The organism is Gordonia sp. 135 (assembly GCF_009720185.1).
Lineage (GTDB): Bacteria > Actinomycetota > Actinomycetes > Mycobacteriales > Mycobacteriaceae > Gordonia > Gordonia alkanivorans.
The window spans coordinates 3,107,883-3,123,075 of sequence record NZ_CP046257.1; the positions used below are offsets into that span (position 1 = coordinate 3,107,883).

General features: G+C 67.4%; 10 protein-coding genes. 6 read left to right on the forward strand and 4 right to left on the reverse strand.

Annotated features, from left to right (window positions below; translation table 11 throughout):
- Positions 1–38 precede the first annotated feature (38 nt).
- Together GKZ92_RS14065 and ettA are read right to left on the reverse strand one after the other, a co-directional pair.
- Positions 39–4,781, reverse strand: a complete 4,743-nt coding sequence (locus GKZ92_RS14065) for an NAD-glutamate dehydrogenase (RefSeq protein WP_035754067.1) — start codon at positions 4,779–4,781, stop codon at positions 39–41.
- Between the two features lie 39 nt (positions 4,782–4,820).
- Complete coding sequence (gene ettA / locus GKZ92_RS14070) at positions 4,821–6,494, reverse strand: energy-dependent translational throttle protein EttA (RefSeq protein ID WP_006360044.1); 1,674 nt, start codon at positions 6,492–6,494, stop codon at positions 4,821–4,823.
- Positions 6,495–6,786: 292 nt separating this feature from the next.
- Here ettA and GKZ92_RS14075 point away from each other — a divergent pair, with 292 nt between their 5' ends.
- Genes GKZ92_RS14075 through GKZ92_RS14095 form a run of 5 tightly spaced genes read left to right on the forward strand, consistent with a single transcriptional unit; the run spans position 6,787 to position 11,847 of the window.
- Entirely contained in the window at positions 6,787–7,779 is a 993-nt protein-coding gene (locus tag GKZ92_RS14075; RefSeq protein ID WP_035754066.1) for a glycoside hydrolase family 26 protein, read from the forward strand.
- 13 nt (positions 7,780–7,792) lie between these two features.
- Positions 7,793–9,064 carry a PP2C family protein-serine/threonine phosphatase gene (locus GKZ92_RS14080; RefSeq protein ID WP_006360046.1) on the forward strand — a complete coding sequence of 424 codons (1,272 nt, stop codon included), beginning with the start codon at positions 7,793–7,795 and terminating at the stop codon, positions 9,062–9,064.
- Positions 9,061–11,076: a glycosyltransferase family 2 protein gene (locus GKZ92_RS14085; protein WP_006360047.1), complete on the forward strand. Its 2,016-nt coding sequence runs from the start codon at positions 9,061–9,063 to the stop codon at positions 11,074–11,076. Before GKZ92_RS14080 ends, GKZ92_RS14085 begins: the two co-directional genes overlap by 4 nt.
- On the forward strand, positions 11,076–11,414 hold the full coding sequence (locus tag GKZ92_RS14090; RefSeq protein WP_006360048.1) for an STAS domain-containing protein: 339 nt from the start codon (positions 11,076–11,078) through the stop codon (positions 11,412–11,414). Before GKZ92_RS14085 ends, GKZ92_RS14090 begins: the two co-directional genes overlap by 1 nt.
- Before the next feature lie 19 nt (positions 11,415–11,433).
- Complete coding sequence (locus GKZ92_RS14095) at positions 11,434–11,847, forward strand: ATP-binding protein (protein WP_035754143.1); 414 nt, start codon at positions 11,434–11,436, stop codon at positions 11,845–11,847.
- Positions 11,848–11,850: 3 nt separating this feature from the next.
- Here GKZ92_RS14095 and GKZ92_RS14100 read toward each other — a convergent pair whose 3' ends face one another.
- The gene (locus tag GKZ92_RS14100; RefSeq protein ID WP_005198896.1) at positions 11,851–12,285 is read right to left on the reverse strand and encodes a single-stranded DNA-binding protein; all 435 of its coding nucleotides are present in this window, start codon (positions 12,283–12,285) and stop codon (positions 11,851–11,853) included.
- A gap of 158 nt (positions 12,286–12,443) precedes the next feature.
- Between GKZ92_RS14100 and GKZ92_RS14105 the strand changes: the two genes are divergently transcribed.
- On the forward strand, positions 12,444–13,022 hold the full coding sequence (locus GKZ92_RS14105; protein WP_006360050.1) for a chorismate mutase: 579 nt from the start codon (positions 12,444–12,446) through the stop codon (positions 13,020–13,022).
- Between the two features lie 13 nt (positions 13,023–13,035).
- Here GKZ92_RS14105 and GKZ92_RS14110 read toward each other — a convergent pair whose 3' ends face one another.
- Positions 13,036–15,060, reverse strand: a complete 2,025-nt coding sequence (locus GKZ92_RS14110) for a cytochrome c oxidase assembly protein (RefSeq protein ID WP_006360051.1) — start codon at positions 15,058–15,060, stop codon at positions 13,036–13,038.
- Between the last annotated feature and the right edge of the window lie 133 nt (positions 15,061–15,193).

Genomic DNA, 15,193 nt, shown 5'->3' on the forward strand with positions numbered 1-15,193 from the left:
GGATCAGGGGCCGAAACGGATCAGGGGCCGAAAGGGATTCAGCGGATGACACTGCGGAGCTGTCGCGCGGCGACCGACAGCGTCGCGAGGTCGAGGGTCCCGGTCTCCTCGATCTCTCCGAGGACGCTGCGCACGCGGCTGAGCCGGTTCGACTGGGAGGACTCCCATTCGGCGATCTTCTCGTCGCTCGACTCGTCGGGTTCGCTGACCTCGAGGATCTTGAGGGTGAGCGCCCGTAGCGCGCCGTGCATGTCGTCGCGCAGCGCCAGCCGGGCGAGCGCGTGCCAGCGGTCGCCGTAGTCCAGGTTCGACACCGCCGTCAGCAGTTCCTCGAGTCCGAAGTGCTCCATCACCGCGAAGTAGAGGTCGCCGACCTCCTCGGGGTCGCGGTCGGAGATCTCGGCGGCATCGATGATGTCGAGCAGGCAGAACCGGTGGAGGCTGACGGCCACCGTCCGGGCGAGGTCGTCGGGGACCCCCTCGTCGACGTACGCGTGTACCCGGTCGGAGATGTCTTTCGCGGAGCTCTCCCCCAGCCAGCCGTCGACGGCCGCGGACAGCCGGGTGACCCGATCGGAGTAGCGGGTGATCTCGGCGGCCATGGCGAGTGGCTGGGGACGGAACGCGAGCAGCCACCGCGACGCCCGGAACAGCAGGCGTCGGGCGTAGAGCATCATTCCGTCGACGACCTCGGCCGGTGCCGGTGCGTGCCGGATGCTCTCGAAGACGTCGCTCATGCCGAAGATCTCGTTGGACACGACGTAGGCGCGGACACCTTCTTCGGTGGTGCACCCGGTGCCCTCGCTCAACCGGAACAGATGCGTCATCCCGGCGTGATCGATGACGTCGTTGACGAGGGTCGTCGTGACGATCTGGCGGCGTAGCCGGTGGGAGTTGATCTGCTCGCGGTACGTCTCGCGCAGGGCCTCCGGGAAGTAGCGGGCCACGCGTGCGGCGAACACGTCGTTGTCGGGGAGGTCACTGGCCAGCAGGTCCGACTTCGCCTCGAGTTTGACGTGCGCCATCAGGGTCGCGAACTCCGGTGAGGTCAGCCCGCGCTGCAACTCACCGTCGAACCGCTTGCGGAGTTCGCGTGCCTGCGGGAGGGCTTCCAGTCTGAGGTCGACGCCGCGTTCGCGTGACAGCTGGTCGAGCATCCGGGCGTGGACCTCCACGCGCGTGAGTTCGAAGGTGCGGCAGAAGCCCAACTCGGAGTTCTGTGAGATGTTGTCGGCGAGAACGAGATCGGCGACGTCATCGGTCATCGACTCGAGCAACGGGTCCCGGTCGTCGGTCTCCAGCGCACCGCCCGACACCGCGGAGTCGAGCAGGATCTTGATGTTGACCTCGTGGTCGGAACAGTCGACTCCGGCCGAGTTGTCGAGTGCGTCGGTGTTGATCCGGCCACCCGCGAGATCGAACTCGATCCGCCCCCGTTCGGTGACGCCGAGGTTGCCGCCCTCCCCGATCACCTTGGCACGCACCTGATCACCGTCGACGCGGATCGCGTCATTCGACTTGTCGCCGACGTCCCCGTGGTTCTCCGTCGACGCCTTGATGTATGTTCCGATGCCGCCGTTCCAGAGCAGGTCGACGGGCGCGAGCAAGATCGCTCGGATCAGTTCGGGCGGCGAGAGTTCGTCGACGCCCTCCGCGATACCGAGCGCTGCCGCCATCTCCGCGCTGACGGGGATCGACTTGCGGTCCCGCGACCACACCCCTCCGCCCTCACCGATCAGATCGGTGTCGTAGTCGGCCCACGACGATCGCGGCACCTCGAACAGGCGGCGGCGTTCGAGGTAGGACCGGTCGGCGACGGGGTCCGGGTCGACGAAGATGTGCCGGTGGTCGAAGGCGGCGACGAGCCGGATGTGCTCGCTGAGCAGCATCCCGTTGCCGAACACGTCCCCGCTCATGTCGCCGATCCCGACGACGGTGAAGTCCTGCGACTGGGTGTCGACGCCCATCTCCCGGAAATGCCGTTTGACCGACTCCCAGGCACCGCGTGCGGTGATGCCCATGGCCTTGTGGTCGTATCCGGCCGAGCCGCCCGAGGCGAACGCGTCACCGAGCCAGAAACCGTAGGACTGTGACACCTCGTTGGCGATGTCGGAGAACGCCGCGGTGCCCTTGTCGGCCGCCACGACCAGGTAGGTGTCGTCCTCGTCGAGCCGGACCACACCCCGCGCCGGGATGACCTCCCCGGTCGAGCGGTCGATGTTGTCGGTGATGTCCAGCAGACCGGAGATGAACTGCCGGTAGCAGGCGATCCCCTCCTCGCGCTGCGCATCCCGGTCGGCAGCGGTGTCCCCGGTCGGCGCCGGCGGACGCTTGACGACGAAGCCGCCCTTCGCGCCGAGGGGGACGATGACGGCGTTCTTGACGGCCTGTGCCTTCACCAGACCGAGGACCTCGGTGCGGAAATCCTCCTTGCGGTCCGACCAGCGCAGCCCGCCGCGTGCCACTGCGCCGAACCGCAGATGGACGCCCTCCACACGGGGCGAGTACACGAAGATCTCGTGCAACGGACGGGGTTCGGGGGTCTGCGGGATATCGCGAGGCCGGAGCTTGAACGAGATGACCGGGCGGTGCTCGAGATCCCGTTCACCGGTCGTGACGAAGTAGTTGGTCCGTGACGTCGCGGTCATGACCGCGGCGAAGGCCGACACGATGCGATCGGCGTCGAGACTCAGCACCGTGCCGATGTCGGCCCGGAGTTGTGCGCTCACCCGCTCGCGCCGTTCGGGGTCGGAGGCGGCCGGGTCGAAGGAGGTCACGAACAGTTCGACCAGCCCGCGCGTGATCTGCAGATGACGGCCCAGCACATTCGCGACATGGGCGGTGCTGTAAGAGAATCCGCACTGCCTCAGGTACTGCCCGTAGGCGCGCAGCATCGCCGCCGACCGCCAGTCCAGTCCGCACCGGATGATCAGCTCGTTGTAGTCGTCGACTTCCGCTGCGGCGAGCCAGATCTGACGGAACGCCTCGGTGAAGCGCTCCTCGAGGTCGTCGGCATGGTCGAGGTCCACCGACATCCCGGCGGCGAGCTGCACGATGAACTCGTAGGCCCAGCAGACGGTGTCGTCGGACCGCCGGATCTCGTACGGATGTTCTTCGAGAACATCGAGGCCGAGACTGTGCAGCACCGGCAGGACATCGGTGAGGGTCGCCGACTCCCCGCACAGGTAGAGGGTGAACCGCCAGCTGTGGTGGTCGCCCGGCCCGCGCTGCTCGATGGCGTCGAGGGTCACCGCCAACGCGCCCGGCTCGAGGGAGACGACGTGGATCAGGTCCGCGAGGGCGTCCTGGGGTTCGCGGAGTTCCTTGTAGTCGTCGGAGAGTGAGGGCAGTTGCCGCAGAAGGAGTTCCGGTCCACCCGAGACCGATCCGGAACGGTCGCCGAGGTTCACGGCGAGTTCCCGGACACGCTCGTCCCATCCTCGGATCGCCGCCGCGAGCGCCGCCTGCATCCGTGCGTGCGCGGGTGATCCGGTGTCCACCGAGCCGAGTTCGGATGCGGCGCCCGGCTCGATACACACCAGCACCTGCAGGAGCGCGAGCGGCATCTCACTCACACGGGCCGTGTATTCCAGTGCGCTGCCCTTCAATTCATCCATCAAGGCACGTTCGAGGGCGAGTCGATTCTGGGTGTTGTAGCGGTCCCGGGGCAGGTAGATGAGGGCGACCGCGGTCTTGCCGTCGAGACTGGTACGCACGAACAGGCGCAACGACCGGGTCGCGACCGCGTCGAGCATCTCGGTGACACGACGGGCGAGCTCGTCGGTGGTGGAGGCGAACATCTCCACCACCGGATAGTTCTGCAGCAGCTCGATCATGGACTGTCCGGCGAAGGAGTCCTCGTCGACGCCGACGCGCGCGAGCACGTCGTGCACCTTGGTGCGCAACACCGGGACGTCGAGCACTGTCTGGTGCAGACCGGAAGAGGTCATGGTGCCGAGGAACCGGTGCTCACCGTCGTGGTTGCCGTGCGCGTCGAAGGCGGGAACCTGCAGCAGCACCGGGAAATTCGACCGCTGGATGCCGGTGGCGACGAAGACCCGACTCGCTCGCGGGAGCAGTGGCTGCGTGGTCACCGACGGGAAGTCCCGGGTGATGGAGCCGGTGCGCCAGACCCCCAGCCGCTCGTCACCGTCACCGGCGCCGTCGGTACCCACCCGGGTGTATCCGAGGGGATGGAAGTGGTTCCCGGCGAACCATTCGAGGAGTTCGGCGTACTCGTGCCGGTCGGTGTTGCGCATGCCTGTCGACTCACGCACCGGCATTACCGCCAGGTCGGCCGCACACGACGTCATCAGCGACCGCATCCGGGCGGCGTCGTGGTCGACGTCGCCCACCCGGAACACGACCTCGAGGAGGTCCGATCGGAGCGCCTCTGGATCGACGCCGGGATGTCCGGCGAGCCCGCCGACGAAGATCCAGGACTCCCAGGCGGCACCGGGGACGTCGTCGATCGCCTCGAGCCCGCCGTCGGTGTCGCGTTGCACCGGCATGACCGGATGGTCCATGCGCTCGATGGATAGGTCGTGTGCCTCAACGGTCGCCAGAACCGCCTCCACGAGCATCGGCATGTCGTCGTTGACGACGACGATCTCGACCGCGCCGCCGTCGTCGTCGACGACCTCGACCAGTGCCTGTCCGGGATCCCGCCGGGTCGCGACGTCAAGATGACGCACCACCTGCTCGGCGGCGCTGTCCGTCCCCGAGCCTTCGGCCCGGGACCTGAAGTAGTGGTTCACCGCGTCCGGCACGAGTGACGTCACATCGCCGATGCTAGTCACCCGCGCCGGACGGGGTCGGTATTAATCGCGGGTGAGTTTGCGGTGGGTCACCCGGTGCGGACGTGCCGCGTCGGCGCCGAGACGCTCGACCTTGTTCGCCTCATACGCCTCGAAGTTGCCCTCGAACCAGAACCACTTGCCCTCTTCGACGTTGCCCTCCCACGCCAGGATGTGGGTACAGGTGCGGTCGAGGAACCAGCGGTCGTGGCTGATGACCACGGCACAGCCGGGGAAGTTCTCGAGCGCGTTCTCCAGCGATCCCAGGGTCTCGACGTCGAGGTCGTTGGTCGGCTCGTCGAGCAGGATGAGGTTGCCGCCCTCCTTCAATGTGAGCGCGAGGTTCAGGCGGTTGCGCTCACCACCGGAGAGGACCTCCGCCTTCTTCTGCTGATCCGGCCCCTTGAAGCCGAAGGCACTGACGTAGGCGCGCGACGGCATCTCGTTCTGGCCGACCTCGATGAAGTCGAGTCCGTCGGAGACGACCTCCCAGACGTTCTTCTTGGGGTCGATGTTGGCGCGCGTCTGGTCGACGTAGCTCAGCTTGACCGTCTCGCCGACCTTCACGGTGCCCGAATCGGGTGCCTCGAGGCCGACGATGGTCTTGAACAGCGTCGTCTTACCGACACCGTTGGGGCCGATGACACCGACGATGCCGTTACGCGGCAGCGTGAAGGACAGGTCCTTGATGAGGACGCGGCCCTCGAAGCCCTTGTCGAGGTGGGAGACCTCGACCACCACATCGCCGAGGCGCGGTGGCGTCGGGATCTGGATCTCCTCGAAATCGAGCTTCCGCGTCTTCTCGGCCTCGGCCACCATCTCCTCGTAACGGGACAGGCGAGCCTTGTTCTTGGTCTGACGGGCCTTGGAACCGGAACGAACCCACGCGAGCTCTTCCTTCAGGCGGCGCTGCAGCTTCTGGTCCTTCTTGCCCTGGACCTCGAGACGCTCGGCCTTCTTCTCCAGGTAGGTGGAGTAGTTGCCCTCGTAGGGGTGCAGCTTGCCGCGGTCGACCTCACAGATCCACTGCGCGACGTGATCGAGGAAGTACCGGTCGTGGGTCACGGCCAGGACGGCGCCCGGGTAGCTCGCGAGGAACTGCTCGAGCCACAGCACCGACTCGGCGTCGAGGTGGTTGGTGGGCTCGTCGAGGAGCAGCAGGTCGGGCTTCTGCAGCAGCAGCTTGCACAGTGCGACGCGGCGGCGCTCACCACCGGAGAGGTGCGTGACCGGTGAGTCGGCGGGCGGGCAGCGCAGCGCGTCCATGGCCTGCTCGAGCTGCGAGTCGAGGTCCCAGGCGTCGGCGTTGTCCAGGTCTTCCTGGAGCTTGCCCATCTCCTCCATCAGCTCGTCGGAGTAGTCGGTGGCGAGCAGTTCGGCGATCTCGTTGAAGCGGTCGAGCTTCACCTTGATCTCGCCCATGCCCTCTTCGACGTTCTCCTTGACCGTCTTCTCCTCGTTGAGGGGCGGCTCCTGGAGCAGGATGCCGACGGTCGCCTCGGGGTCGAGGAAGGCTTCGCCGTTCGACGGCTGGTCGAGGCCGGCCATGATCTTCAGGATCGACGACTTACCGGCACCGTTGGGGCCGACGACGCCGATCTTGGCGCCCGGATAGAAGGACATGGTGACGTCGTCGAGGATGACCTTGTCGCCGTGCGCCTTGCGCACCTTTTTCATGGTGTAGATGAACTCAGCCACGTGAAAACTCCTTCGGACCTGCTCGATGCCGGGTGGATGTCAGCAATTCAGATGCTCTGGCGCACGCACGGTCGGTGCGCATACATGGGTCCCAGCCTAGTGGTCGGCCCCGGCGGGCCCGTCGCCCGGTGACCCGGTCCGCCCGGTACCGGCCACGCAATTGGGCGGATGCCGCGCGCGACGCGCGGTTTGTCGCGAGAATGGTTCGCGTCGGCGAGGGCCGACGACGGGGTGTGAGTTGCGGCGCCGGGCGAGCACAAGTGCGGCGCTGGGTTGGCGCGATGGGAGTGTCATGCGCTCGGTGGGTAGGTGGACAGTGGTGACGGTGGTCGTGGGCGTGATCGTCACGTCGATGGGTGCTGTCGGCGCCTGTGCGGCCGAGCCCCGGCATTGTCCTCCAACCATCTCACCGCTGTACGGTCCGGCCGGCCCATGTTTGAGATTCGGGGTCACGACACCGAGCGGCCCGCTCGAGCCCGCGGAGGTCGCCGGCGTCACCGCGCTGACCGGGGTCTCTCCGACCATCAATCTGTTCTTCGAGGACTTCACCGCCATCCCACCGATCGCGGCGCTGAACGCGGTGATCGGCGCGGGGGCCGAGCCGATCGTCACCTGGGAACCCTGGCGGCATCTCGGCGACGGCACCTACGATCGCGCCGCCTTCTCGATGTCCTCGATCGTTGCCGGAACGCACGACGACTACCTGTACCGCTGGGCCGACGAGCTCGTCGCCTGGGGTTCGACCGTCTATCTGAGGTTCGCCCACGAACCCAACGGCGACTGGTACCCGTGGAGTCCCGCGGGTGGGACGCCGCCCGAGCTGTACGTCGCGGCGTGGCGGCACGTCCACGACCTTTTTGCGTCGAAGAACGCGGTGAACGTGAAGTGGGTGTGGGCGCCGAACGTCCCGATCTCGGACGTTCCGCTGTCCCGCTGGTACCCCGGCGCCGACTACGTCGATGTCCTCGGCATCGACGGTTACAACTGGGGCTCGGTACCCGGCCACCGATGGACGTCGCCGAACGAGCTCTTCGGGTCCTCCCTCGACCAGCTGCGCGAACTCGCGCCGGACAAGCCGATTCTCGTCACCGAGGTCGGTTCGGCCGAGGCGGGCGGGTCCAAGGCCGACTGGATCGCAGATCTCGTCGACTACCTCGACAAGGCCGACGGGGTCACGGGTTTCGTCTGGTTCGACCACGACAAGGAATCGGACTGGGGTCTGAACAGCTCGCCGGAGGCAGGCCGGGCGATGGCACGTGCACTCGAAGAAGTGGGGTTGCGGTGATAGGAGTCGAGCGGTGACGGAAGCCGAGTCGGAACGTCCGGGTCGGGTCACGGTGGATGAGACGCAAGCGCTGATCGCCCCCGACGTCGAGGAAGCACGTCTCCGAGCGGTGGAGCAGCTCAACCTGCTCGACTCCGCCCCCGAGGACCGGTTCGCGCAGATCACCCGCATGGCCAAAGCGGTGTTCGGCGTACCGATGTCGACGGTGTCCCTCCTCGACCGGGATCGGCAATGGTTCAAGGCGGTCGACGGCATCGAACTGCAGAACCAGCCACGCGAGCAGACCGTGTGCCAGGTGACGGTCGCGCGGGCCTACACGCGCCCTGCCGACCCGGCGCTCGTCATCGAGGACGTGTCGACGATCCCGTTCTTCGCCGAGATACCTCAGATCAGCGGGGAGGGCGGAATCCGTTTCTACGCCGGGTATCCGTTGTACGGTCCGGGCGGTCACCCGGTGGGCACCTTCTGCGTCTACGACACCCGGCCGCGGCAGCTGACCGCCGACCAGTTGGCCGCGTTCCGCGAGCTGGCGGCCTGGGCGCAACGCGAGATCGAGAACTCCGACGATCTCGAACGCGCCGCGAAGGTGCAACGCCAGTTGCTCCCCCCACCGCTCGGTATCGTGCCCGGCTACTCCATCGAGACGATGTGCCTCCCCGCGTTCGCCGTGGGCGGCGACTTCTACGACCACTACCCCTGCCACGACGGACTGGTGTTCACCGTCGCCGACGTCATGGGCAAAGGTCTGGGGGCGGCGATCCTCACCGCCACCGTGCGGTCGGCGATGCGTGCTGCCTCACGGGCTTTCGACGCCACCGGTGGTGAGAGCGCAGACCATGATCTCGGCGAGGTCGTGGGTACGGTGGCCGGTCAGCTCGCCGAGGACTTCGCCGGCACGGAAACCTTCGCGACCCTGTTCCACGCCCGGCTGCGCACCCGGGACGGTCACGTCGACTACGTCGACGGTGGCCACGGGCTGGCCACCGTGCGCCGCGCTGACGGCCACTGCACCGTCCTACACGGCGGCGGACTCCCCATCGGAATCCTGCCGGAGGACACCTGGCGTTCGGCCGCAATCGATCTCGGCCCCGGCGACATGCTCGTGATCGCCTCGGACGGCCTCCTCGACCTCGTCGCCGGCGGGGACGCACTCGACCTCCTCCGAATGCTCTGCGGCACAAGCACTCCCGCCGCAGTGCGGACGAAGGTCGAGGAACTGGTGGCCAGTCTCCCACCCGTAGACGACGTCACACTCGTCGCGATCCGGCGGGACGATGCCGGATGAGCGAGAGCATCGAGAAGGCCACCCTCGCCCGCACCGCCCCGTCGCCGTGGTTACGGCTGCTCATCGTCGTGGCAGCAGTGCTCGGCCTCAACTACATCGTGTGGCGCTGGCTGGCATCGGTGAACTGGGAGGCGTGGTGGATCGCCGTCCCGCTGGTCGTCGCCGAGACCTACAGCCTCATCGACTCGCTGCTGTTCGGGCTCACCATGTGGAAACTGCAGCACCGCCCCGAACCCCCGCCGCCGCCCGCAGGCGCCACGGTCGATGTCTTCATCACCACCTACAACGAACCGATCGACCTCGTGATGAAGACCGCGCTCGCCGCGAAGGCCATCACCTACCCGCACACCACCTGGATCCTCGACGACGGTGACCGCGCCGAACTCGCCGAGTGCGCGCGCAAGGCCGGCCTGGGTTACCTGACCCGGTCGTCGAACTGGCTGGACAAGCCACGACATGCCAAGGCCGGCAACCTGAACAACGCGCTCATGCAGACCGAGGGCGAGTTCATCCTCATCCTCGACGCCGATCAGGTCCCCGAACCGCAGATCCTCGACCGCACGCTCGGTTACTTCCACGACGAGAAGATGGCCGTGGTCCAGACCCCGCAGTACTTCGTCAACGTGCCACCCTCGGACCCGCTGGGATCGCAGGCACCGCTCTTCTACGGGCCGATCCAGCAGGGGAAGGACGGCTGGAACGCCGCATTCTTCTGCGGCTCGAACGCGGTCCTGCGTCGTGAAGCACTGATGCAGCTCGGGATCACCCAGTACGTCACCGCCGTTGAGGACGGCGTCGACCGCGCCCTGCGGACCGCGCGGACCGTGCTCCGAAAGACCCGACGACGTGTCCGCGACAACCCTCCGGCACTCGCCGCGCTCGACCGGGTGGACGCCGCGGTCACCGAGGCACGGAAGCAGCTGAAGGATCGGGCACCGCTGGCCGATATCACCTACCGATTCCAGGCGTGGGTCGACGAGGCCGCCCGCGGACTCGTCGACGCCGATGTCGAGGCGATGCGTGCCGACCTCGAGGCCATCGAGGCCCTCACCGAGTTCAGCGAGCAGGAAACCGGTGCCGGGGCACTCGACTTCGATGCTCTGGCGGTTCTGGCCGATCGCGAATGGTCCCCACTCGGCGCCATCGAGTCGATCCGTGCCCTGGTCGCGGCGGTCGATGTCGGCAGATCCGATGAGGCGCAACCGATGTTGCCGCTCGCGACGATCTCGGTCACCGAGGACATGGCCACCTGCATGCGGCTGCACGCCCTGGGGTGGAATTCGGCATACCACCACGAGAACCTCGCCTACGGGCTCGCTCCCGAGGACCTGAAAACGATGCTCACCCAACGCCTTCGGTGGGCTCAGGGCACCATCCAGGTGATGCTGCGGGAGAACCCGCTGGTCCAGAAGGGGCTGACCGTAGCCCAGCGACTCATGTACTGGGCGACGATGTGGAGCTACCTGGCCGGTTTCGCGGCGATCGCCTACATCGCCGCCCCGGTGGTGTATCTCGTGCTGGGGGTTCTCCCGGTGCAGGCCTACAGCTGGGACTTCTTCCTCCGCCTCATCCCGTTCCTGGTGATCAACCAGGTGTTGTTCCTCGTCGTGGCGAGAGGAACCCCGACCTGGCGGGGCCAACAGTACAGTCTCGCATTGTTCCCGGTCTGGATCCGGGCCTGCACCACCGCGTTCCGCAACGTCTACCTGAACCGGCCACTCGGATTCGCGGTCACGCCGAAGACGAAACAGTCCCAGGACGCGCTGCCGTGGCATCTCGTCCGCCCGCAGCTCGCCGCGATGGTCCTCCTCGTCGTGGCATCGGTCATCGGCATCGTGCAGTTGTGGCGGGGCGCGATCTCTGTTCTGGGCGTGGGCGTCAACCTGTTCTGGGTACTGTTCGATCTGGTGATCCTGAGCGTCGTCATCATGGCGGTCCGCTACCGCGGTCACGACGACACGGCAGAAGACTCGCCCACCGGCGACAACCCCGCCCGTCCAGAAAGGCCATGATGACGACATACTCGACTCGCCCCGTCGCCGGTGATGCCGTGGCGATCACGCCGGACGGACGGCTCAACATGATCGCCGCACCCAGGCTGCGCGATCAGTTGCACGAACTCGTCGGGGCCGGGACGACCCGGATCGTCGTCGACCTATCCGGCACCGATTTCATCGACTCGTCCGGGCTGGGTGCGCTCGTCTCCGGACTGAAGGTCGCACGCCAGGCGGGTGGCGATCTCCGGATCGCGGCCCCCACCGAGCAGGTCGTCACCGTCCTGGAACTGACCAACCTCAATCGCGTGTTGCGGGTGCACGAGTCCGCGGACGCCGCGTACGGTGCCGAGTGAGATCCGAGAGGCCACCCTCATGACCGAGAACACCGGGACGCGTGTTCTCGAGGAGGTCACGTCGGACGCCACCCTCGAGCACATTCACGAGCTGCTCGCAGATCTGTTGCGCGACTGCCCGGTCGACGACATGGACGCAATGCAGTTCGAGCTCGCGCTGGCCGAGATCGGCTCGAACATCGTCGAACACGCCCGTGACGGCAGCCGGGTGGCCATGCGGCTCGAACTCGAGGTCGCGGCGGACCGGATCGAGGGCCGTTACAGCGACGACGGTCATCCGGCCCGCGTCGACCTCGACGCGGTGAGCCTGCCCGACGACTTCGCCGAGCGCGGTCGCGGACTGGCCATCGCCATCCAGATCCTCGACGAGCTCTCCTACCGGCGCGCCGACGGGCGCAACCACTGGCGACTGGTCCGCAACCGGACGGCGTGAAACTCACGCAGCCGTCTGGGTTTCCGCCTTCTCCGCGGCGGCGACCGGCAAGGCGGCCGCGATGTCTCGCTCCGACGACGGCGTGCCACGGTAGGTGACGATGCAGCGACTCAGGTCGAGTCCCACTGCGACGGCGGTCATCTCGAGATCGGAGCGGCGCGAGCCGTCGGCCGTCGGATACTCGTTGGTCTTGATCTGACCGTGCGCCATGACGGGCCGGCCCTTCGCGATGGCGAGGCCGACGCCGGCGAGGAGTCGGCGCCAGCAGCTCACCGTCAGATACAGCGTCGGTCCGTCCACCCACTCGCCGCTGCGCTTGTCGATGCGGCGCGAGGTGCAGGCCACGCGGAACGAGATCACGTCCTCGCCGGTGGTGGTCTGGCGTCGGCGGGGCTCGGACACAACGGTTCCGATGACGGTCGTGTACGTCTCAAACATGGTCGTCTCCTACTGGTGTCGGCCACGGGAAGTGTGGCCGCATCAGCATCTCCCCCGACATACGCCGGAGACGGGGACATGATCGGGCTGTGGAGAACTCTCCACGGATTACCCACAGATCGCGGGTACCCCTGGCGTTCCGCCCATAGGATCGCGGAATGCGGATGCGAGTGTTCCTGACCGGTCTGATCGCGGCGGCCACGATGCTGGTCGCGCCACCCCTGTCCGCGGCGGCACCGGCCCCGGCGATGTCGGGTCTGACCGACGCGATCGCCGGTCGCCTCGCACTGGCCGACGCGGTGGCCGCGTCCAAGTGGGCATCCGGCGCCGCCATCGACGATCCCGCGCGTGAACAGGTCGTCCTCGACACCGTGTCGCAGCTCGCTCTCGACCGGGACCTCGACCCCGGCTACGTTCGCGGTGTGTTCCGCGATCAGATCGAGGCGAGCAAGACGGTACAACGCAGGCTGTTCGCCCAGTGGCGCCTACCCGGGCAGACGGCCCCACCCGCGACACCGGATCTCGGTCCGGTCCGGGCGGCGATCAACGAACTCAATGTGGCGATCGTCGACGAACTCGCGGCCTCACGCGACATCGTGACGACCCTGCGCTGCCCGCCGGAGCTGACCGTGTCGACCGCGCAGACCGCCGCCGACGCGGGATTCGACCCGCTTCACGTCGCCGCGCTGGTCCAGGCCGGGGCGTCCGTCTGCACGGTGTCGACCGGATCGAGCTGAGTTCCGTTGCAACTCAGCCGCGTTTGTTGAGCTCCTTGAGCATGTCGTTGTAGTTCTCGAGTTCGGCGTCGTGGTCGCGGACCGCGTTGCGGTCGTAGCGCTTCGCCTGCCGGGTGTCGCTGCGCTGCCATTGGACCAGCAGGGCCAGCATGATGACGACGAGCGGGATCTCGCCTGCCGCCCAGGCGATTCCGCCGCCGGCGCGCTGGTCGTCGAACAGGTTGTAGGTCCACGGCAGATTGAGTCCGCGGTAGTAGTTCTCGGCGATGACGGCCGTGGTCATCATCAGTGCCACGCCGAAGAAGGCGTGGAACGGCAGCGACCCGAGGACGATGCCGAGTTTGGCGACCGGTTTGACCTGTCGTGGTGCGGGGTCGATGCCGATGACGAGCCAGTAGAACAGGTATCCGCTGAGCAGGAAGTGCAGGTTCATCAGCAGGTGAGCCGCGTGGTACTCGACCACCGACTCGTACAGCCCGCCGAGATAGAGGATGTAGAAGCTGCCGACGAACATGATGGCCGCGATCAGCGGGTGCGTCAGGAAGCGCGACGGCCCCGAGTGCACACCCGCCTGAATCCACTCGCGGGGTCCGGGAGGGTTGCCGCGGCCCGACGGCGGGAGGGCGCGCAGCGCCAGCGTCACCGGACCACCCAGGACCAGAAGGACCGGGATCATCATCGACATCAGCATGTGGGCGATCATGTGGACGCTGAACATCGCCGGTGCATACCGGCCGAGACCCGACGAGGTCGCCAGGAGCAGCAGCAGACATCCGAGAAGCCACGCGAAGGTGCGGCCGATCGGCCAGTCGTCGCCGCGTCGCTTCAGTCGCACGACGCCGCGGATGTACACGGCGGCCAGGACGATGGCGGCAAGACCGAAGATCAGGTCGAATCGCCAGTCGGTGAAGAACCGGACGAAGGTCGGCGGACCGTCGATGTCGTAGCCGATGGCGTTCTCGACCGGTGAGACGTTCGCGGTGTCGAGGGCCGGCGGCGGGGTCCGGCTCAGGCCGACCGCCAGACCGAAGGTGGCCGCGAACACGGCCAGCTCGACAAGCCCGAAGCGCACGAACAGCGACGGCCGCTCCTCCGACTCGAGCTGGGCGATGGTCACTCGCCGGTGCCACGCACCGAGCGCACCGAGGACGACGAGTGCCGCCACCTTCGCCACAACGAGGCGCCCGTAGGTGTCGGAGAAGAGCTGATCGAGGGGCACGCGCACGGCGGCGTTGATCACGCCGCTGAGGCCGACGACGATGATGCACCAGAACGCGACGCGCGAGAAGCGTCGGACCGCCAGTCCCCGCCACCGCCCGGACGCGAGCGCGTAGACGACCACCGCGGCGAGCCCGCCGAGCCACAGGGTCGCGCCGATCAGGTGCAGGATGAGGCTGTTGGTGGCGATGTCGTGGTTACCGCCCGACGACGAGTGCCCGGCCAGTGCCGACGGCATCAGGCTGAAGATCGTAAACGCGATGACCGCGACGGTCGGCCCCCACTTGAGGATCGTCCGCGCGATGATCGCCGCGACCAGCGCGAACACCGCCGTCCAGAACCAGGTGCGCACCTCGGCGACCTGACCGTATGCGTTGATCAGGTTGGCCGGTTTGATCGCCTCCGACAGCGGCGATCCGCTGACCTCCGACGCCGACAGCGGCATCAGCAGAAGCGCGCACACCGACCACACCAGCGCCGACGACGCCGCGATCCGGATGGCGCGATAGCCGCCGACGTCGAGCACGTTGTCGGACTGCGGCGGCACGAAGAAGGCGGCGAACACCGCGCAGCCCAGCGCGATCGCGGCCGCGAACTCACCGATCGCGGTCAGGGTCGGCAGACCGTAGGTGGTGAGCGGCCCGGGGTCGGGGACGCCGGTCAGCTTGAGCGCAGTGGACGCGGAGATGGCGGTGACGGCGATGGCGACGATCGCGGCGAGCCATCCCGACGCCCAGAGGACCGCGGTGACGACGCCGCGCGGTTCGTTCATCGCGTCGCGATTCTGATCCGGCGAGGCGGACGTCGACGTGCGGGTCATTCCTCAACTGTAGGTCCGGGGGCCGACGCCACACCCTCCGACCTGGTACCGCCGTGGTCTGGGGCACATCCGCGGCGAGCTCGAGGGCATGTCGTAAACTCCATGTGCCCGGCGCCCCGTGTCCTTGTGCCAC